This window comes from Polyangiaceae bacterium (assembly GCA_015075635.1).
In the GTDB taxonomy this organism is placed as follows: domain Bacteria; phylum Myxococcota_A; class Polyangia; order Polyangiales; family Polyangiaceae; genus JADJKB01.
The window spans coordinates 547,100-566,226 of the sequence record JABTUA010000002.1 but is presented as its reverse complement, the minus strand read 5'-3'; the positions used below and the strand labels follow the sequence as shown (position 1 = coordinate 566,226).

The following is a 19,127-nucleotide window of genomic DNA, read 5'->3' as shown; positions in this document are numbered from 1 at the left end:
CTCGGATTATGCCGCGGGAGCGTCCTCTGTCACCTGGTCAGAAGGCTTTGCCAGCGCCAGCGTGAGCCCGGCGTACACGGCGAACGAGAGTGCGAAGCCGACGAACCAGGCGTAGTTGTAGAGCTTCAGCCAGAACTCTCCGACCTGGGCCCACTTCACCACGCCGAGGAAGCCCGGCAGGTTCGGCAGGATGCCGGCCAGGAGCGCCACGATGGCGATGGGGTTCCAGCCGCCCTTGTACCAGTACGGGCCTTCCCTCTCGTAGAGCTTGATCAGATCGAGCTTGGTCTTGCGCACCACGTAGTAGTCCGCGATCAAGACGCCGCCGATGGAGCCGAGCAGCGCCGAGTAACCGACCAGCCAGGTGAAGATGTAGCCGCTCGGATCCGAGACCAGGCGCCAGGGCTGGATCAGGATGCCGATGACGCCGGTGATCAGGCCGCCGGTGCGGAAGGAGATCTTCTTGGGCGAGATGTTGGCGAAGTCGTTGGCCGGGCTCACCACGTTGGCCGCGATGTTGGTGGCGAGCGTGGCGATGACCAGCGCTGCCAGCGCGACCACGAGTAGCACGGGGTTCTTGAAGCGCGTGATCAGGATCACCGGATCCCAGATGGTCTCGCCGTAGATCACCACCGTGGCGCTGGTGACGGCGACGCCGATGAACGAGAACAGCCCCATCGTGGTCGGCAGGCCGAGGGCCTGGCCCACGGCCTGGTCGCGCTGCGAGTACGCGTAGCGGGTGAAGTCCGGGATGTTCAGCGAGAGGGTGGCCCAGAAGCCGACCATGCCGGTGAGGGCAGGGAAGAAGAAGGCCCAGAACTGGCCGGCTTTGGGCTGCCCCGCGTCGAAGGCGCTGGGCTTGTCGAGCATGGGGCCGAAGCCGCCGGCCTTGGAGTACGCCCAGTAGAGCAGCGCCAGCCCGAGCACGATCAGCAGCGGTGCCTTGATGTTCAAGAGGATGCGGATCGACTCGATCCCCTTGTAGATGACCAGCATGTTCACTGCCCAGAACAGCAGGAAGCAGATCAGCTGGGGCACGTTGATGCCGACGAAGGGCAGGTTCGGGAGCTCGTCCCAGCTCGGGATCCAGACCGTCAGGATCTTGTAGATGGCCCAGCCGCCGATCCAGGCCTGGATGCCGAACCAGCCGCAGGCCACCAGCGCGCGCAGGATGGCCGGGACGTTCGCCCCCAGGATGCCGAACGACGGGCGGCAGTAGACCGGGAACGGGATGCCGTACTTGGTGCCGGCGTGCGCGTTGAGCAGCATCGGCAGGAGCACGATGGTGTTGCCGAGGAAGATGGTGAGCACGGCCTGCCACCAGCTCATGCCTTCGGCGATCACGCTGGACGCCAGCATGTAGGTCGGCACGCACGCGGACATCGAGATCCAGAGCGCGGCGATGTCCTTGGTCCCCCACTTGCGCTCCTTGATGCGCACCGGTGAAAGATCGTGGTTGTTGTAGGGCGAGACGATCTCACCCTCGACCTCGAACATCTGCCCTTGGCTTCGAACAACCGGAGGGCCCTGGCTCAGGTCCTCTTCACGCGCGACCGTGGTCATGCCGCCTCCCGAGGGCGGGGCGAGTAACACGAGGCGGCGGCGCAGGACAAATGGGCGCACGCGCGCTCGTTTTCTGCGACCCTGCGGGCTCCATGGCTCGCGCAGAGATCTACGTCAGCACCGACGTCGAGGCCGACGGCCCGATCCCGGGACCGCACTCGATGCTGAGCTTCGCCTCCGCCGCATTCACGGCCGATAAACAGCTCGTTTCCACGTTCAGCGCCAACCTCGAGACGCTGCCTGGCGCCGCGGCCCACCCGGACACCGCCAGCTTTTGGCGGTCGCAGCCCGAGGCCTGGGCCGCGTGCCGCAAGGACCCGGAGGACCCCGCTCTGGTGATGCCGCGCTACGTGGCGTGGGTCGAGTCACTCGGCGCCCCGCCGGTGTTCGTGGGCTACCCGGTGGCCTACGACTTTCTGTTCGTCTACTGGTACCTGATGCGCTTCGCGGGCAGGAGCCCGTTCTCGCACTCGGCGCTCGACATCAAGACGCTGGCGATGGCGCTGCTCGGGACCGGCTATCGCGACGCGACGAAGCGCAACATGCCGCGCCGCTGGTTCGACGACCTGCCGCACACACACCAAGCGCTGGACGACGCCATCGAACAGGGCGCGCTGTTCTGCAACGTGCTGGCGGAGCTGCGACGAGGTGTTCCGTAGCATCGCGGGCGCGTCCGCGCCAAGCGCGATGCGGTGCGGTGCATGTAGGACAAGCGGGGACAGGCGCACTTCGGATCGTCGGCTATGCTTCGCGACCGGAGGTTCAGGTTTGCGAAGAAACCAAGCGCTCTCGTCTCTCTGTGTTGGCGCGACCGCGTCGCTCGTGTCGTCCCTGGCGGCGGCCGCGACGTACAAGGTGGGTCCGGCCCAGCAGTACAAGCAACTCTCGTCCGTGACCGCGTTGCTCGAGCCGGGCGACGTCGTGGAGATCGACGGCGACGCCACCTACTCGGGCGGCGTCGTGTTCGCCAAGCCCGGAACGGCGGCGAACAAGATCACCGTGCGAGGTGTCCCGAAGAACGGCAAACGCCCGGTCATCAGCGGCGGCACGAACACCATCGAAGCGCAGGGAAATCACTACGTATTCGAGGGCCTGGACATCACCGGCGCCTCGTTCCGCTGCTTCTACCACCACGCCAACGACGTGACGCTGCGCGACTCCGTGGTGCACGACTGCGTCAAGCACGGCGTGCTCGGCGCCGACACCGACTCCGGGTCTCTGACGCTGCAGTACGTCGAGGTGTACAAGTCCGGTGCGGGCACCACGAACCACCAGATCTACGTCGCTACCGACGAGACGGCCTACCCGAAGAGCGTGTTTCGCATGGAGCACTGCTACGTGCACGACGGCGTCGGCGGTAACAACGTCAAGTCACGCGCCGAGCGCAACGAGATCTACTACAACTGGATCGAAGGGGCGCTGTATCACGAGCTAGAGCTGATCGGCCCAGACGGCCAGGACGCCGGCCTGGCTCGCGAGGACTCGGACGTGGTCGGTAACGTGTTGCGCAAGACCGGCAGCTCGTACGTGGTGCGCTTCGGCGGCGACGGCACCGGCGCCACCGGCGCCCGCTATCGCTTCGTCAGCAACACCGTGATGGTGCAACCGGGCGGCGCGGCCGTGTTCCGGCTGTTCGACTCGCTCGAGAGCGTGGAGATGCACAACAACGTGTTCACCGTGCTCGGCGCCGGCGGCGTCAACCTGGTGCGTTCTACCGAAGCGGTCTGGACCACCGGCACCGCGCTGATCGCGGGGAGCAACAACTGGGTGAGGTCGGGCTCGACGAACGTGCCGAGCACGTGGAAAGGGAGCATCACTGGCAGCGATCCGAGCTTCGCCAACCCGAGCGCCTTCGACCTGCACCCTACTGCGACCAGCCCACTGGTGGACGCCGGCGCCGCGAGCCTGGCGGGGCCGCCGGGTTACGCGTTCCCTTCGCCGCTGGCGGCGCCGCAGTTTCACCCGCCCAAGCGCGTGCTGGAGAAGCCCGGCAGCTCCGAGCCTCGCCCGCTCGCGGGCAACATGGACGTCGGGGCTCTCGAGTACACGACGGGCGGCGGTGGAGCCCCCGGGAGCGGCGGCGCACCGGGCGGCGGCGGCGCACCGGGCGGCGGCGGCGCGACCGGCGGCGGCGGCGGCGCACCGGGCGGCGGCGGCGCGACGGGCGGCGGCGGCGCGACGGACGGCGGCGGCGCTGCGCAGCCGGTGCGGCCGGCGGCGGCGGCGCGACGGGCGGCGGCGGCGCGACGGGCGGCGGCGGCGCGACGGGCGGCGGCGGCGCGACGGGCGGCGGCGGCGCGACGGACGGCGGCGGCGCTGCGGGCGCAGCCGGTGCGGCCGGCGGCGGCGGCGCGGCGGAGCCACCTCCGCCACGGGCGGCGCCCCGAGCGGTGTGGGCGGCGCTCCAGCGGCGGCCGGCGCCGCGGGCAACGCGGCGGAAGCGTCGCCCTCGGGCGACAGCGGCGACAGCGGCGGCTGCCGTCTCGGCGCCCCACGCGACCCGGGATCGCTGACGCCGTTCGCTCTGCTCGGATTGCTCGCGCTGCTGCGCCGTCGCCGCTGACTTCACTGGCTCGGGCGACTCTGCGCCGATCCGGCCCCCCTCACCGGGGTTGATTGCAGACCGCGCTCACCGCGCTCGAGCTGTTGTTGTCGGTGCGGCACTCGACCACGCCACTCGGTGGCGTGACGGTGGCGAAGACCGGTGTCTGCCCGCTCTTCACGTCTGCAGGCGCGTTCGGCAGTTCGATGGACAGCACCTCGGCCTGCGCCGCGTAGAGCGGGATGGTGGTCGTCGCGGTCGCCAGGGACGTCCCGGTCGGCGGCGAGCCGGCGAACACCTCGACCTTGATGCCCGTGGGCAAGGGCGCGCTACCCAGGTTGCGCACCTCGACCAGGACGCCGAACGTGCCAGAGCAGCGCGGCTTCACCGTCACCGTCGCGTCCGGTGCCGCGAGCTCGCTGCCCGGCTGTTTGTTCTGGCGGAAGTTGTTCAGGCCCGGGACGGTCCAGTTCGCGACCTCCTTGGTCGGAACGGTGCCGTCCTCCTCGATGTTGGTGATGTGGTAGCTGTGCTGATTCCACACGCGGCGCGTGCGCACCCATGACTTGCTCTTGCTCTGGATGACGCGGATGCCGCTCTGCTTGGTGCCGCCGCAGTTGAAGGCGTAGGCGTTGGAGGCGACCACGATGTCGGCTTGCCCGTCGTTGTCCACGTCGGCGATGACTGGGTACTCGATCAAGGTGCCGGTCGTGTTGCACGTCTTCCAGAGCTCCGTGCCCGTCGCGCCGTCGTAGACCTTCAGGTTGAGCTCGTCGGAGTAGACGGCTTCCGCCTTGCCGTCGCCGTTGAAGTCGAACACCGAGCTGCCGGTGGCCGCCGACGAGCAGTCCTGCGTCACGGTCTGCCAGAGCAGCGTGGTCGTGCTCGCCGCCGTCGCGTCCATCAGCTTCTTGCCGTCGAAGATCACGTAGGCGATGGAGCCAGCGAGGGCGACGTCCGGCGTGCCGTCGCCGTTGAAGTCGGCGATGGTCGGCGGACCGCCGCCGGAGTTGTGCCCGCACGGATTGGAGGGCGCGGTCTCGTGGATGTCAAAGGGCTGCCGCACGACCTGGAAGCCCGGCGCGCCGGGCGTGACCCGCCAGATGTGCATGCGGCGCTGGCCGTTGGAGGGGTCGATCCCGACGATCTCGGGCTTGCCGTCCTTGTCGAGATCGCCGACGGCTCCCCACGACGAAGGGTTGCCGCTGTCCGCGATCAGCGTGCCGTCCGCCTTGAACGCGCGCCGGCCGTCGGTGATGTCGAGCTTGCCGTCGCCGTCCAGGTCGGACACGGCCGGAGTGGGGACCCCGGGCAGCGCGTGCTTGAGCGTGCCATCAGCGCCGTTCAAGATCCCGCCCTCGACCACCACCTCCACCGTGCCGTCGCCTTCGAGATCGGCGATGGCGGGGGAAGCGCAGCTGACGTTCGAGTTGGTCCAGACGACCTTCCCCGTGCCGTCGAAGGCCGTCGCCACCGACCCATTGCAGCCCACGACCTCGTTGCCGGGCTTGCCGTCGATGTTGCCGCCGGCGAGCTGGCTCATCGGGCTGACGCCGGGCACGCTGAACTTCTCGACCACCTTCGAGTTCACGATGGAGATGGCGTGCAGCGTGCCTGCGCCGGTGTAGGCGCCCCCGGTGAAGGTGACGAAGACGATCTCGGGGATGTCGAGCGGGGTGATCTTGCCGTCACAGTTGTCGTCATCGAGCTGAATGACGATTGGCGTCATCATCACGTCGCTGCTGAAGGGCGACGAGGTCACCCCTCCCCAGGTGTAAGTGATCTCGGGATCGAAGGTGCCGCTGCTCGGGGGCAGCTCGCACTTCGGCAGACAGTCCAGACCCGGCTCCGCGCCGGTGCACACCGGCGGCTGGGGCAGGCACTTGCCCTCCGCGACGATGAAGCCAGTGGTGCAGCTGGCGGCGTCGCCGACGGGCCCGCCGTCGCTGCCGCTGCCGAGGGCCATCTCGCAGTACTCGCCGGCGGCGCAGTCCGAGCTCTCCGTGCAGGTCTTGCCCGGCGTGACGCACTTCTGGAACGAACACAGCTCGCCGGTCGTGCAGCAGTCGTTGCCGCAGGCGTTCGTCTTCTCGCAGCACACTCCGCCAGCGCAGATGCCGCCGTCACCGCAGGCGTTGCCCGTCTGGCAGTCGCCCGAGTCGAGGTTGATCGAGGCGTCACCGGCCTTGCCGCCGGTTCCTCCGCCGCCGGTTCCTCCGCCGCCGGAGCCCGCGTTCGAAGCGGTGCCCCCGTCCGAGTCGGAGCCGCAGCTCGCGAACACTGGAAACAAGAGAGAAGAGAGTGCTGCCGCCTGCCAGAGCCTCATGCCCTGGATGTTCGCACGCTAGAAGCGCTTCGCCCAGCGGTACCGCACTCCGAGGAAGCCGTAGGTCCCGGCGTAGGGCCCGAGCTCGTCGGGTCCCGACACCACCACCGTCGTGGTGAAGAGCCCCTCGAAGTTCTTGGTGAAAGAGACCAGCGCCAGCGGGCCGACGCGCGTGGTGTTGAAGGGACGGCCGGGCGTCACCAGGTACTCGACCATGGCTCCCACCTTCGCGTCCTGCCGCTCGCCGAATCCGTAGACGTACCCGAGCCGCGTGCGCATCGCGAAGGGTGGCACGACCACGACGCGCATCACCTCTTCGAACACGTAGCTATCGCCGGGGGCGTCGAACCACATCGGGTGAAACTCCGTGAACACGGCGCCGTGGAGCACGGGAGCGAGCAGGGTCAGCTCCCCCTCGGTCACCTCGTACGTGGAACGCTCGTCGTGGCCGTTCAGATCCAAGTCTCGCGCGCGGTACTTCTTCTGGGGCGGCAAGTAGCGGCGGTTGAACGGGTAGTTCCAGCGGTGCCCGAACTGCACGTCCAGGAACGGCAGGCTGGCGCGCCAGCCGGCGTAAGCCGCCGCGAAGCCGTTGGTCGAGAGCAGGTATCCGTCGAAACCGGTGAACTGCCAGTGCGGGGCGCCGTAGCCGAGGAAGAGCTGGGGGCGCGCGTAGACGATACCGGCGTCGCTGGCGCTCGAGGCGTAGAAGCTCTGCTCGTTGCTCTGCCACGCCGAGTACTTCTGCTCGTCGTGCTCGAGGGGTGTGGCGAGCGTGGCGCGCGACAGCGCCCAGGCGAAGCCGAAAAGCAGCGTCGAAGCAAGCGCGCGCACGGAGTTCCGTTAGTCCCTGGCGCGGGTTTGGGCAACTGCTCAGTGTCTGGTGGCAGTCTCGATCGGTTCTCCGCGAGTCGAGCTGGGTCGCCACCACCGGCGGGGAAGTGGTGACCCGGGGACGGGGCGGTGGGGAGGTACTGGGCCGCACAGGAGCAAGTGCCATCGAGCCTCTACGGGGGCAGGAGCCCGAGGGCGGTGATCGACGCGGAGTCTGTCAAAGAGCAGGTCGGCGCGAAGGCCTCGGCACGGGTCACGCAGGCGCCGGCGGGAGCCGGCGGTCACTCGAGTTTCGAGGGGTCTCTGCGGTGGCCTTGACTGTGCAGAGCCAGATGTGGCGCATCAGGTCGCGCCAGGGCCGCCTACGCTGTTCGTCGCTGCGCAAAGTCACCCCGCGCCAGAGCGCGAGCAGCGTGTATGCGATGCGCCGCAGCACCATCACGACGACCGTGGCTCGCGGGTTCTGTTCGATCCACGGATGATGGTCCTCGGCGAAGGCGCCATCGAGAAGCTGATGGGCAGTCTCGACGCCCCAGTGGCGCCGTACGACGAGCAGCCACTCGGCATCGGTGAGACGAGAGCGTGGCAAGCTGGAGACGAAGTAGCGGTTGTCGTTCGCGACCCGGACGCCATTGGAGTCGAGGGTCTCGACCTCGACGCGGAGCACGGTCCTGAGATGCTCCCAACCTTCCGGCGCGGCAAGGGCTTCACCGAGGTAGATGCGCCGCACGACGGAGCGACTGTGGTCGAGATCCGTGCTGGTGGCGGCGGCCTGGTCAGGCTCCAGGCCACCCATCCAGCGCACGGCCTCGGTGTGGAGGGAGGGTTGGGTGCTCTTGACGGCAAACAGGTAGTGAAGTCCGAGGTCGCGCACCGCCCGAGCGCCAGCGACGCCCGCGTGGGTTGCGCGGGTCGCGGACCTCGTCGAGGCGCGCGTCGCCGAAGCGTTTGACGAGCATGCCGATGACTCTGCGTTGAGTGCGACCTGTTCGAGGCACAGATGAGCTCCTTTCCTTCGTCCGCATGCGTGCCCACGGCGCTGCCGCTGACAATGACCACCAAGGGCAATCCGTGCACACCCCATTCGACGTGGGGTGTGCCCGAACCGTCTCACGGTGTGAGAATGGCGAGCGTCGCGCGAAGCATCGGCTCGAGCAGCGGCTCCACCTCGCAGAGGCGCGCTTGCTCGACGGCTCGCCGCGCGTCCGCTCGCTTGAACCCCATCCGAACCAGCGCTCCGAGCACCTTTTCGGACACGCCGCCCTCGGGCGCGGGCGTCGGCGCTGGTGGCGCCGGTGGCGTGCTCTGTCTTCGCCTCGCTCGCGCCTCCGAGATCTCGTTCTGGATGTGGTCCTCACCGAAGACCTGGCGCGCTCGGTGGGCGTTGTGAGGTCTGCAAAGCAAGCAGCAGTTGTCCACCGTCGTGGGCCCGCCCTTCGCGAACGGGTCGATGTGCTCGATGGTCAAGAAGCGCGTCGCCGAACACCGCCGCCCTTCGGCGTCGGTGAAGGTGCACTGGTCGCCGTCCCGCTCCCTGACCGCTCGCTGGACTTCCACCGGAACGTGCCGCGAGCCCGGCTTCGTCTCGCGGCGCTTGCGGGGCTTGCCCGCGCCGGCGCGGCGCTTCGTCTCCCGCTCGATGAGCAGGTCCAGCGCGCGCTCGAGGATCGTCGCGAGGTCGCCGCTGGGCACCGTGTGGCTGAGCAGCGCCCGGGCCTGCTCGAGCTTGTCGCGGAACGCAGCGTGGGCGCTGAATTCCACGCGAACGCTCTCCGGCGAGAGCGGCTCGACGCGAGGGCGAGGCGCCTGGGCCGGCGGGGCCGGGGTACCTGCCCCGGACCATGTGGACAACTGCCCTTGTACCGGCTCGGGCGTGACCGGGGTGATGGTCGGCGGCACGGCCGGCCGCGGGAACCAGCGGGCGAGCAGCTCCTCGAGCTGTCGCTTGGACTTCCCTCGCGCCTCGGCGAGGAGCTGCTCGGCGTTGTCGTCCGTCAGGTGGCCGGAGAGCAGGAACAGCCCCGTCAGGTGGAGCTCGCCGCTGGCGAGGTCATCGAGCACCTGGGGGAACTGCTGGGCCAGGCGGGCCACACGCACACGCTTGGTCGCGCTGTCCTCGGAATAGCCGAGGCGCTCGGTGCAGTAGGCGAAGAGGGAGGAACACGCATCGAAATAGACAGTCCGGCCGAGCCGGAGGAACTCGCTTCCGGTCTGCCGCAGTCGCGGAATCGCTGTCGGTGGTGTGGCGTGGAACGGGAACAACACAGCCTGCGGCGGTCGAGCTCTGCCAGGTGGAAGATGACGTTGGCGCACGCCGACCGCTCCGAGCTCACGGCGGCCGAAAGTCGCTCGCGGAGCTCGTGGTCGGAGACCGAAGAGAGAGCGTTCACGCTTTCTGGCATATCACGCGATTTTTCGAGCTCGCTGCTGACACGCTGAGCGCGTTTCGGGCATCTGAACGCGTCGCGCGTCGTCGCGCGCACGAACGCGCACGAGCGCGTCACCACGGGCGAGCGAGAGGCCATCGGCGGCGTGGTCGTCGAACGCGAACGCGCGTCGCTCGAGAATGCGTCAAGAGAAATCGACGTCTCGATGCTCTTTCCTTCAGGTCACCGTACGCTGAAACGCTGCTCGCGCGCCCGCAAACAAACGGGCGTGCACGGGATGCCCTCGGTGGTCTTTGTCAGCGGCAGCGCCGTGGGTCCGGAAGCTGCGCGTCGAGCTCGAGTCCGTGGCGCTCCCTCCAGGCAGCTGCACGCAGTGCCGCACTCGCGGTCATCGAGCTCTGCGTCGTGCGCTCGACCACTGCGCCGACGCCGCCAGCGCTTCACCAGCGCCCCCGAATGGCCACGCCCTCCGCTCCAGCGCCGGCCCGTCCTGACCTCAATTGCGAAGCTGCGCCTGCTCGAGAGCCCTGCCCGTGACCGTCCTCAACCGCCCGAGAACGCGTCGCTTCTCACCCTCTGTCCGGCCCGACTACCGAGCGGGGCTGCGAGCGCTTCGAGCAGCCGCTGGTGGATACCGCCGAACGAGCCGTTCGAGAGCAGCGCCACCACGTCGCCCGCGTTGGCTCGCTCCGAGAGCGCCGTCACGATGGTGTCGAGGGAGCGGTGGGGCTCGGCGTGCGGCCCGCGCCGGCAGAGCTCCGTCGAGAGCCGCGCGGTGTCCAGGCGCTCCTCGGGGGCGAGGTTGTCGCGGCCGAGGGGAGCGAAGTGCACCTCGTGGGCGAGGTCGAAGCTCTTCACGTACTCCTCCTGGTGGAGGTTGCGGCAGGCGGTGGCGCTGCGCGGCTCGAACACCACGAAGAGTCTGCCGGCTGCGTGCTTCTGCCGGAGCGCCGCCAGGGTCTCGCGCACCGCCGTCGGGTGGTGCGCGAAGTCGTCGTACACGAAGACCCCGCGGGGCTCGCCCAGCAGATCTTGGCGCCGACGCACGCCCTCGAAGCGCGCGAGGGCGTGGGCCAGATCGCCGAGCTTGGCGCCGAACCCCTGGGCGCTGGCGGCCAGGGCGCCGAGCGCGTTCTTCAGGTTGTGGCGACCCGGCACGCGGAGCGCGAAGCGCCCGGCCGAGACTCCGCCCGCGAACAGGTCGAACGTGGTCCCTTGCTCGGTCTGCTCGGCGGGCGCCGCGAGCCAGTGCGGGGCCTGGCCGTGAGTGTCCTCGCCCTCCAGCGCGTACCAGGCGACGGGCGCGCGCGCGGCGCTCCGAACGACCTCCACCACCAGCGGATCCGAGGCGCAGGCCACCAGGAGCCCGGACTCCGGGATGCCCGCGACGAACTTGCGGAACGCGTCCAGGTACGACTCCAGCGTCGGGTAGATGTCGATGTGATCGTGCTCGATGCTGGTGAGGATCGCGACCTCCGCGGAGTAGTGGAGGAACTTCGCCGTCTTCTCGAAGAAGGCCGTGTCGTACTCGTCGCCTTCGATCACGAATGGGGCGCGGCGCAGCGCGCCGCCCGTGGGCAGCGACGCGCGCGAGAGCGGCGCGCGGAAGCTCTGGGAGAAGTTCTTGGGCAGGCCGCCGATCAAGAAGCCCGGCTCGCGGCCGACGGCGTCGAGCAGCCAGGCGGCCATCGCGCTGGTCGTGGTCTTGCCGTGGGTCCCCGCCACCACCAACGGCGAGGCCTTCGAGAGCACGAACTCCTGCAGCGCCCCGGCGATGTGCGTGTAGCGCAGGCCGGCTTGCATCGCAGCCACCGCCTCCGGGTTCTCGCGGCGGCAGACGTTGCCGATCACCACCAGATCCGGCCGGGGGTCCAGGTTCTTGGCGTCGAAGCCGGGCAGCTTGCGCACGCCCCAGGCGTCCAGGGCCGGGCCCATCGGCGGGTCGAAGGCCACGTCGCTGCCCGAGACGTCGTGCCCCAGCTCCTTCAGCAGGCCCGCTAGCGCTCCCATGCCCGTCCCGGCCACCGCGACCACATGAATGTGCATGCCTTCTCTCGCTCTCTTTCGCCCGGGACTTCGCCCTGCTACACGCTTCGGCCTTCTTATGAAGATCATCGAGAAGCTGGCGTCAAAAAAGCCGTCGTTCTCGTTCGAGTTCTTCCCCCCGAAGGGCGAGGAGGGCAAGGAGAGCCTGTACGAGACGGTCGCGCACCTTTCCCCCTACGCCCCGACGTTCGTCTCCGTCACCTACGGCGCGGGGGGCAGTACCCGGCGCCTGACGGTGGAGCTGACGCTGCGCATCGAGAAGGACACGGGCATCGAGTGCATGGCTCACCTCACCTGCGTGGGCGCGGGCCGCGACGAGATCCGCGGCGTCCTCGACCAGCTGCGGGACGGCGGCGTGCAGAACGTGCTGGCGCTGCGCGGCGATCCGCCCCAGGGGCAGACGGACTTCGTCGTCGCCGAGGGCGGTTTCGCGCACGCCTCCGAGCTGGTGGAGTTCATCCGCGAGCAGTACGACTTCTGCCTCGCCGGCGCGTGCTACCCGGAGAAGCACCCCGAGGCGCCGAGCGCCGAGGTCGATCTGGCGAACCTGAAGAAGAAGGTGGAAGCCGGCGCGGAGTTCCTGGTGACTCAGCTCTTCTTCGACTACCGGGACTACTTTGCGTTCGTCGAGCGGGCGCGCGCGGCGGGCATCAGCGTGCCGATCCTCGCCGGCATCATGCCCATCACCAACGTGAGCCAGGTCAAGCGCTTCACGGCGATGTGTGGCGCGCGCATTCCAAGCGACTTGCTCTCACGTCTCGAGGCCGTCCACACCGACGCGCGAGAGGTCCGGCGCGTGGGCGTCCAGCACGCCATCGCGGAGTGTCGCGCCTTGCTCGACGGCGGCGCGCCGGGGATCCACTTCTACACGCTGAACCGCTCGACGGCGACGGTTGAAATCCTGGAAGCGCTGCGTTAGCAGCCAAGGTACCAAGATGCTCTGGAACGAGTTGACCGACGAGTCGAAGGCGCTGGTCTTCGAGGTGCTCGAGCGCGAAGCCCAGCGGCTCGAGCGCGAGGCCGTGCACCTCGAACACGCGGCCAAGCAGCTCGGCAGGCCTTCTTTGGTCGAGCGCACCGAGCTTCGGGCCAACGCCTTCCGGGCGGCCATCGAGGCGCTCGGCGGCGCGCCGTTGGGAGAGAGTTAGCCAGGGGTCAGCGCTGCGCCTGCTTCGCCCGCGATGTCAGCGGGATGACGTCGGCGATCTGGTCGCGAGGCCCGTCGGAGCTCGGCGCGCCGGCCAACACCGCCCAACGACGGAGGTAGCGAGCCAGGCAGCGACTCTGGGCATCCCCCCGTCGCTCGACGACGAACGCGAGCTCGGCGAAGCCGATGTCGTCCTCTCCCGGCGCGGGGGCGGGCTCCACGAACACCACGCGCAGCCGCGGGCCTGGGCTGCCGAGGGCGGAGAGAGCTCGGGCCTCGAGCTCGGGTTCCGTGTGCCCGCGCTTCCCCCGCGCGCAGACGCGGACGAGCACGGCGGTGTCCTCGTAGACGCTCGGGAGCACGAAGCTGGCTTCGATGCCGCCGTCGCCCGCGCGGCGCTGGGTCGGTGGCAGCGCGATGACGGTCTCCGAGAGCAACAGGCCCGTGTGGGCGGCGACCGCGTCGGCGAGGTGTGCCTCGATGAACGGCAAGAGCCCCGACTCGAAGCGACCATCGCGCAGCTCCCGGGAGCGATCGAGCGTCGCGAGCACCGTCTCGAGCAGCGTCCCGGTGTCCACGGGCCGAGGGGGGCCGAGCGAGGCAGCGCGCGCAGGGAGTGGCGAGCCCGCGCCGGGTCTCCATGACCAACCGTAGGGCTTCGTGCCGTCGGAGCACACGATCGGGAGCACCCGCGAGAGCTTCTCGAGGTCGCGTTGCACGGTGCGGCGGGACACGCGAAACCCGCGCTGCTCGAGGAGCCGCGCGAAGCTCGCGCTGTCGGTCATTCGTGGTGAGTGCGGCATCTCTTGCAGGAGCAGCAAGTAGCGCAGGAATGTGTCCGACATGATGGCCTCTCCCTCCGACCTCTAGCGGCGTGGAGCGCGCGTCCCCGTCCCCCGGCACATGAGATCGCTGCTATCAGCCCGAGCGCGAGCCAGGGGATGGGTCTGCAGCTCGACGCCGAGACCCCGCGCTTTGACGCTGGATCAGCGCGCTCGGGCCGGCCGTCGCGGGCTCGCGCCGAAGATTCGATTTCGAAACTCGGCAACGAACGACAGTGGCCGGTCGTGCTCCGCGCGGCTAACATCCCGCGCGTCCATGGGCGGCATCACCGTGCTTTGGTTGACCGACGGCGAGGACGTGCCCCGCGACCCCGACGCGCGCTACCAGCACGTCGTCGGCGATCCAGAGCGTCCGGCGGCGACCATCACACGCCTCCTCTCCGAGGGCCCCGTGCTGGCGGTGGTGCGCAGCGAGGACGAGGGGCGTCGCGCCCTGGCGCTCGGCGTGGACGATTTCGTGCTCGCCGCGCACGCCACCGGGAACGACTTCGAGCTCACGGTGGCCAGGACGGTGGCGCGGGCGCGCGGGCGCTTGCTCCGCGACCTCTGGTTGGTCGATCTGGTCCGCAAGGACGACACGACCGCGCTGGAGCTCCTGGCCAACGCGCTCGGCCGAGAGCTCGGCGAGCCGCTGAGGCGCATCGCCGACGAGAGCCGCCGCCTGGTTGACGCCCCGGACGCCGAGCGCCCGGAACGGACCGCGCGCGCAGGGCTGATCGCCGACTCCGTCCAGGCGATGGCGCGGGTCGTCGAGCGGATGCAGGAGCTCGTCGACACACGCCCAACCGACGAGGTCGTCGACTTCGTCGAGGTGGTCCAGGACGTGGTGCGTTCGCTCGAGGCGAGCGCGCGGCAGGTGGGCCGCCTCGACCTCCAGGTCGTCGAGGTCAGCTGCCGGGTCGGCCTGCCGCGCTGGCAGGCCGCGCTGGTCGTGGCGAATTTGGTCGCCAACGCGGTCGAGGCAGTGGCGGCACGGGGCGCGGCGGACGGCGCCATCTCGGTGCGCCTGTCTCGGGAAGAGGACTCGGTCGTCCTGGAGATCTCCGACAACGGCGTCGGCATGGACGCCACGACCCGCACCCACGCCAGCGAGCTGTTCTTCTCCACCGAGCGCGCGACGCGGCTCGGGCTCGGCCTTCCCCTGGTCTCCGCGCGGGTGCGACGCGCCGGGGGCGAGGTGATGATCGACTCGGAGCCGGGCGTGGGCACGACGGTGAGGGTGTTCTTGCCGCTGCTCGACGCTCCACCCCGGGTGCCGGCGCGCTCCAGCTGAGCGTGCCGGTGTTTCCACGTGGAAACACCCGAGCGGTCAGCGCTTCGCGCTCACCCGCCGGAGCTCGCGGGCGAGCTCAGTGAGCACCTCGCTCAGCTCCCGCAGCGTGACGAGCCCCACCTCGACGTCCTCGCTGCTCATCCGCGCGATGGCGTCCCTGTCGAGCAGCGTCGTCGCGGGTAGGGCCGACAGCCGCCGCAGCGTCTCGAGCGCTCGTTCGACCTCGGCCTTGCGCGGGCGCCCGCCCCGGCCGGTCCTTCTCTGGGCCGCCTCTTCGCTCAGTCGAGTCACGGTCCAGCTCTCGGCGTCGGCTCGAGCGATCAGCCTCGCCTGGCTGCTCGGCGGCAGCCCGAGCACGGCGCGCGCGTGGGACACACCGAGGCGCGGGCTCCGGCCGAGAGCCGGGACGCGTAACGACAGCTCGTAGATGGCCACCGCGCGCCACAGGTTGGTGGCGCTCATGGGGAGCTCCGGGTGGAGCGCCAGGCGGCGAAACGAAGCGTCCTTCGGACCCCGGCGCCGCACGCGCGCGGAGTTGCCGCTGAAGATGCGGTGGAACACGATCTCGCCGACGTCCAGCGCGAGCTGCAAGGACGCCGCGCGGGTGAGATGGCGGATGTCCGCGAGCGCCTGAAGCACCGGATCTCCGGCGAGCGAGCCCGGGCGCCAGTCGTCAGGCGCGACCCCGGAGACGGCGCTCGCTGCTCGTGCGGCCATGGCCTCCGTCATTTCACCAGCACCGAGGCCCGCGATCAACCCCGCGGGGTGGTAGCTTCGGGGCGTGCAGAATTCCGGGCTGATCGTCGATCTCGACCGAGGCCTGAGCGAGCTCGGGCTGCCGAAGCGCCTGAGCGACACGCCGAGCTCGGCGCACACGCGCGGCCTGTTCTTCAACCTCGCCGAGGCCGCGGTGGTGCGCAAGGATCCCACGCTCCTCTCCGCGTGGCGTGCGGCTTCGGGCGCGCGCCGGCGCTTTCCCTTCAAGCTCTACCCCACCCGGGACTTCATTCGAGAACAGGCGACCGCGGCGGTCCTCATCCATCCCGACGACCCGGGGCGAGCGCTCTTCGAGATGTGGCTTCGGACGCCCACCCTATCTCCCTTGATCAAGGCAGAGCGCTTCATCCGTTACCTGACCGGCAACGATCCCGCACACGCGCTGCGCTGGCTCGAGAAGAATCGCGGCATGATGTGCGACTACGGCCTGTGGCGACTGGAGCAGCTCGGCCCGAGAGAGTTCATCTTCCACATCGCCGAGGAGTGGGTGTGGATCGACTCCGCACACAAAGGTGGCGCGACCGGCACGCTCGAGCGCTGCGGCGTCGTCGGGACGGTGACCGCGGAGATGGTCTCGGATTACGACGGGAAGCTGCACTTCACCTGGCAGTGAACCGCGTTCGACTGCGACGACTATCGTCGTAGCGCTGGTTCACGGTAGAGTTGATGGCCAAGCGCTCGACCCTGGCGCAGCTGGCGCCGCGCCCTGCGACCCAAGTCCGAACCGCTGCACAGGTGTTCCTGCAGACGCTCGCGGACGCTGGAGTCAGCCAGGCTTGGGGGATCCCGGGCGGCACCATCAGCCCGGTGTTCGACGCGCTCTGCGACGTGCAGGCGATCGCCTACGTGGCCACACGGCACGAGCTCGCGGCGGCGTTCGCGGCGCTGGGGCACGCCCGTGTCTCGGGCCGACCCGCCCTGGTGCTGACGACCTCGGGGCCTGGTGTCACCAACGTGATCACCGCAGTGGCGTCGGCGCACTTCGAACAGCTCCCGATGATCGTGGTGGGCGGCGAGGTGCCGGCGCGCGCCAGCGGTCGAGGCGCGCTCCAGGACGGGACCGCCGAGGGCTGGAGGGCCGCCGAGGTGCTCGGCCCCATCGTTCGCTGGGCGGGACGCGTCTGCTCGCCGGCGGCCGCCCAGTCCGTCGCGGCGCGGGCCTTGGGCTCGGCGTGCGGAGCCGTGCCCGGGCCGGTCTTCGTCTCCGTGCCTCTCGACGTGGCGGGTCAGCCGGCGACGAGCTTCGCGCTCGGGCCTTCGCGACCGCTCGCCCGTGCTACTCCGGAGCGGGAGGCGTGCCTGGATCTCGCGCGCGCGCTGGCACGAGCGAAGCGACCCCTGCTCGTGCTCGGCAACGGCGCGCGGTCCGCCTGCAAGGAGACGCTGGAGCTGGCGGAGGCCGTGGGCATGCGCGTGATCGTCACCGGCCACGCCAAGGGGTGCTTTCCGGAGAGTCACCCGCAGTACCTCGGGATCTCCGGCCTCGGGCAGCACCCGAGCGTGGACCAGTTCTTGGTCACTCCGCCCGACGTGACCCTGGTGGTGGGCTCGCGCCTGAACGACCTCAGCACGAACGGCTGGAGCATGGTCTTCGAGGGCACGGCGGCCACGTTCCACCTCGACCGGGACCCGGTGCTCCTGGGGCGGAACGTCCAGGCGACGCACTGCCTCGTCGGCGACGCCGGTCGGACCTTGCGAAGGGTGCTCTCCGTGCTGGTCCGGAGCGCCCAGCCGCTCGTCGTCGGAGGTGATCCTCTGCGCCGGCATCGTCCCGAGCTCGAGCGCTCGGACCAGGTCCCGCTCGCGCCGCCCCGCGTGCTCCGAGCGTTGCAGGACGTGTTGCCGGACGCCATCTGGTGCTCCGACATCGGCGAGCACCTGGCCTTCGCCCTCCACTACGTCGGCGTCGACTCGCCCGACCGCTTCCACAATCTTCTCGGCTTTGGCTCGATGGGCAGCGGTGTGGGCGCTGCCCTCGGCATCCAGCGCTCGCGCCCGGGCGAACGCGTGATCTGCCTGTGCGGCGACGGAGGCTTCTCGATGCTCTTGGGCGAGCTCTTGACCGCCGTCGAGCAGCGCTTGCCGCTGGTCTTCGTGGTGATGAACGACGCGCGCTGGAACATGGTCGAGCACGGGTTCCAGGCCGTCTACGGACGCTCCCCGGACGGGCTCGCCCACGCGCGCGGCGATTTCGCCCTCGTGGCCAGAGCGCTCGGGGCCGCGGGCGTCTGCATCGAGCGGCCGGAGCAGTTGGAGCGGGCGTGCTTGTCCGAAACGCTCCGGTCCCGGTCGGGCCCCATCGTGCTCGACGTCCGCATCGACCCGAGCGAGTCCTTGACTCGCGAGACACGCTCCGCCGCCATTCGCCACTTCCGCGGGGAAGCTCCAGATGTCTGACCATCGGCTCGACTCGCGAGTGCTGGAGAACGTCCGCCTGGCCGCCGGCTGCGGCGCCGCGCCGGCGATGCTGCTCGTGGTGGCGCTCGCCAGCGCGAGACCCGCCAGCGTCGCAGAGGGAGTCGCGCTCTTGGCGCGAATGAGCGAGCGCATCCAGGAGCTCCACGTCGCCACGCCGTGCCCACACCAGCGGCTCGCCGAGATCGAGCCCGAGCTCCAGAGCGAGCCCGAGCTCGCGCGGATGCGACTCGACGTCGGGGACCACGAGCTTCGAGGCCGGCTCCTGTTCGGCGAGCTGCTCGGACAGAAGTCCTTCCTCCAGGTCGCCGCCCTCGCCATCGCCGGGGTCGAGCTTTCTGCCGCGGACGCCGAGCTGCTCGGTCACGAGGGAGTGCTCACGCAGCTGGCTGACGTCCGGATCTGGCCGCTGGCGGTCACTCGTCGCGTCTCCGCCGGCGGAGGCAGCCTGGTCGAGGCCGTGACCGCCGGCCTCGCGACGCTCTGCACCTCGCAGATGGCGGTGACGCCGGTGGCTGGGTTCATGCGCTTCCTCGCCGGCCTGGAGCACGAGCTCGGCCGCGGTGCAGCGCTCGAGCCCCTGCTGCGGGAGCGGCTCGCCAGCGGCGAGCGTGTGCTGGGCATCGGCCGACCGTTGCTCGGGGTCGACGAGCGCGTTCCACCGAAACTCGCGCTGGCGGAGCGCTACGGCAGGGCCTCTGGACGGAGCATGTTGCTCGCGCGGGAGATCGATCGCGTCGTCCACGACCTGAAGGGCGTCCGCGTCAACTCCGCGGGGTATCAGGGAGCCCTGCTCAGGGATCTCGGCTTCTCGCCCGAGCCTGCCGCGGCGTTCTGCCTCTTGTACTTCATGGTGCCGGTGCTCGCACACGCGGTCTTCTGACCGCCTCACTTCGGGCGCTTCGCGCACCCACTCGTGGTCGAGAGCAGCAGCGAGACGGCGAGGAGAGCGCGCATCGCCGGTGTCGACGCCAA

16 protein-coding genes are annotated in these 19,127 nt (G+C 69.8%); 8 read left to right on the top strand and 8 right to left on the bottom strand.

Going from position 1 to position 19,127, the window contains the following annotated elements; genetic code table 11:
* Positions 1–6: 6 nt before the first annotated feature.
* The gene (locus HS104_18775) at positions 7–1,497 is read right to left on the bottom strand and encodes an NCS1 family nucleobase:cation symporter-1 (protein ID MBE7482010.1); all 1,491 of its coding nucleotides are present in this window, start codon (positions 1,495–1,497) and stop codon (positions 7–9) included.
* Between the two features lie 158 nt (positions 1,498–1,655).
* On the opposite strand from HS104_18775, the gene HS104_18770 reads away from it, so the two are divergent.
* Both HS104_18770 and HS104_18765 read left to right on the top strand, forming a co-directional pair.
* Positions 1,656–2,222, top strand: coding sequence for an exonuclease (locus HS104_18770; protein ID MBE7482009.1), 567 nt, complete (start codon positions 1,656–1,658; stop codon positions 2,220–2,222).
* A gap of 163 nt (positions 2,223–2,385) precedes the next feature.
* Positions 2,386–4,179: a hypothetical protein gene (locus tag HS104_18765; GenBank protein MBE7482008.1), complete on the top strand. Its 1,794-nt coding sequence runs from the start codon at positions 2,386–2,388 to the stop codon at positions 4,177–4,179.
* On the opposite strand, the gene HS104_18760 is transcribed toward HS104_18765, so the two are convergent.
* The 5 genes from HS104_18760 to HS104_18740 all read right to left on the bottom strand — a co-directional run bounded on the left by HS104_18760 (position 4,167) and on the right by HS104_18740 (position 11,698).
* The gene (locus tag HS104_18760) at positions 4,167–6,431 is read right to left on the bottom strand and encodes a VCBS repeat-containing protein (GenBank protein ID MBE7482007.1); all 2,265 of its coding nucleotides are present in this window, start codon (positions 6,429–6,431) and stop codon (positions 4,167–4,169) included. The genes HS104_18765 and HS104_18760 overlap by 13 nt on opposite strands.
* An 18-nt stretch (positions 6,432–6,449) precedes the next feature.
* Complete coding sequence (locus HS104_18755) at positions 6,450–7,265, bottom strand: hypothetical protein (GenBank protein ID MBE7482006.1); 816 nt, start codon at positions 7,263–7,265, stop codon at positions 6,450–6,452.
* Between the two features lie 253 nt (positions 7,266–7,518).
* Positions 7,519–8,139, bottom strand: a complete 621-nt coding sequence (locus HS104_18750; protein ID MBE7482005.1) for a hypothetical protein — start codon at positions 8,137–8,139, stop codon at positions 7,519–7,521.
* A 236-nt stretch (positions 8,140–8,375) separates the two neighbouring features.
* Positions 8,376–9,527, bottom strand: a complete 1,152-nt coding sequence (locus tag HS104_18745) for an HNH endonuclease (protein ID MBE7482004.1) — start codon at positions 9,525–9,527, stop codon at positions 8,376–8,378.
* A 668-nt stretch (positions 9,528–10,195) separates the two neighbouring features.
* Positions 10,196–11,698, bottom strand: coding sequence for a UDP-N-acetylmuramate:L-alanyl-gamma-D-glutamyl-meso-diaminopimelate ligase (locus HS104_18740; protein MBE7482003.1), 1,503 nt, complete (start codon positions 11,696–11,698; stop codon positions 10,196–10,198).
* Positions 11,699–11,756: 58 nt separating this feature from the next.
* Between HS104_18740 and metF the strand changes: the two genes are divergently transcribed.
* Positions 11,757–12,617, top strand: coding sequence for a methylenetetrahydrofolate reductase [NAD(P)H] (gene metF / locus HS104_18735; GenBank protein MBE7482002.1), 861 nt, complete (start codon positions 11,757–11,759; stop codon positions 12,615–12,617).
* Between the two features lie 16 nt (positions 12,618–12,633).
* Positions 12,634–12,846: a hypothetical protein gene (locus HS104_18730; GenBank protein MBE7482001.1), complete on the top strand. Its 213-nt coding sequence runs from the start codon at positions 12,634–12,636 to the stop codon at positions 12,844–12,846.
* Between the two features lie 7 nt (positions 12,847–12,853).
* Here HS104_18730 and HS104_18725 read toward each other — a convergent pair whose 3' ends face one another.
* Positions 12,854–13,690: a hypothetical protein gene (locus HS104_18725; GenBank protein ID MBE7482000.1), complete on the bottom strand. Its 837-nt coding sequence runs from the start codon at positions 13,688–13,690 to the stop codon at positions 12,854–12,856.
* A 253-nt stretch (positions 13,691–13,943) separates the two neighbouring features.
* Between HS104_18725 and HS104_18720 the strand changes: the two genes are divergently transcribed.
* A complete protein-coding gene (locus tag HS104_18720) occupies positions 13,944–14,960 on the top strand; it encodes a sensor histidine kinase (protein MBE7481999.1) in 1,017 nt (338 codons plus the stop codon).
* 36 nt (positions 14,961–14,996) lie between these two features.
* On the opposite strand, the gene HS104_18715 is transcribed toward HS104_18720, so the two are convergent.
* Positions 14,997–15,677 carry a hypothetical protein gene (locus HS104_18715; protein MBE7481998.1) on the bottom strand — a complete coding sequence of 227 codons (681 nt, stop codon included), beginning with the start codon at positions 15,675–15,677 and terminating at the stop codon, positions 14,997–14,999.
* A 64-nt stretch (positions 15,678–15,741) separates the two neighbouring features.
* On the opposite strand from HS104_18715, the gene HS104_18710 reads away from it, so the two are divergent.
* The 3 genes from HS104_18710 to HS104_18700 are packed head-to-tail and all read left to right on the top strand — an operon-like array spanning position 15,742 to position 19,035.
* Positions 15,742–16,350 (top strand): hypothetical protein, encoded by a 609-nt coding sequence (locus tag HS104_18710; GenBank protein MBE7481997.1) that lies wholly within the window; start codon positions 15,742–15,744, stop codon positions 16,348–16,350.
* A gap of 53 nt (positions 16,351–16,403) precedes the next feature.
* The gene (locus tag HS104_18705) at positions 16,404–18,134 is read left to right on the top strand and encodes a thiamine pyrophosphate-binding protein (GenBank protein ID MBE7481996.1); all 1,731 of its coding nucleotides are present in this window, start codon (positions 16,404–16,406) and stop codon (positions 18,132–18,134) included.
* Positions 18,127–19,035 (top strand): hypothetical protein, encoded by a 909-nt coding sequence (locus tag HS104_18700; GenBank protein MBE7481995.1) that lies wholly within the window; start codon positions 18,127–18,129, stop codon positions 19,033–19,035. The genes HS104_18705 and HS104_18700 overlap by 8 nt, the downstream gene beginning before the upstream one ends.
* Positions 19,036–19,127: the final 92 nt, after the last annotated feature.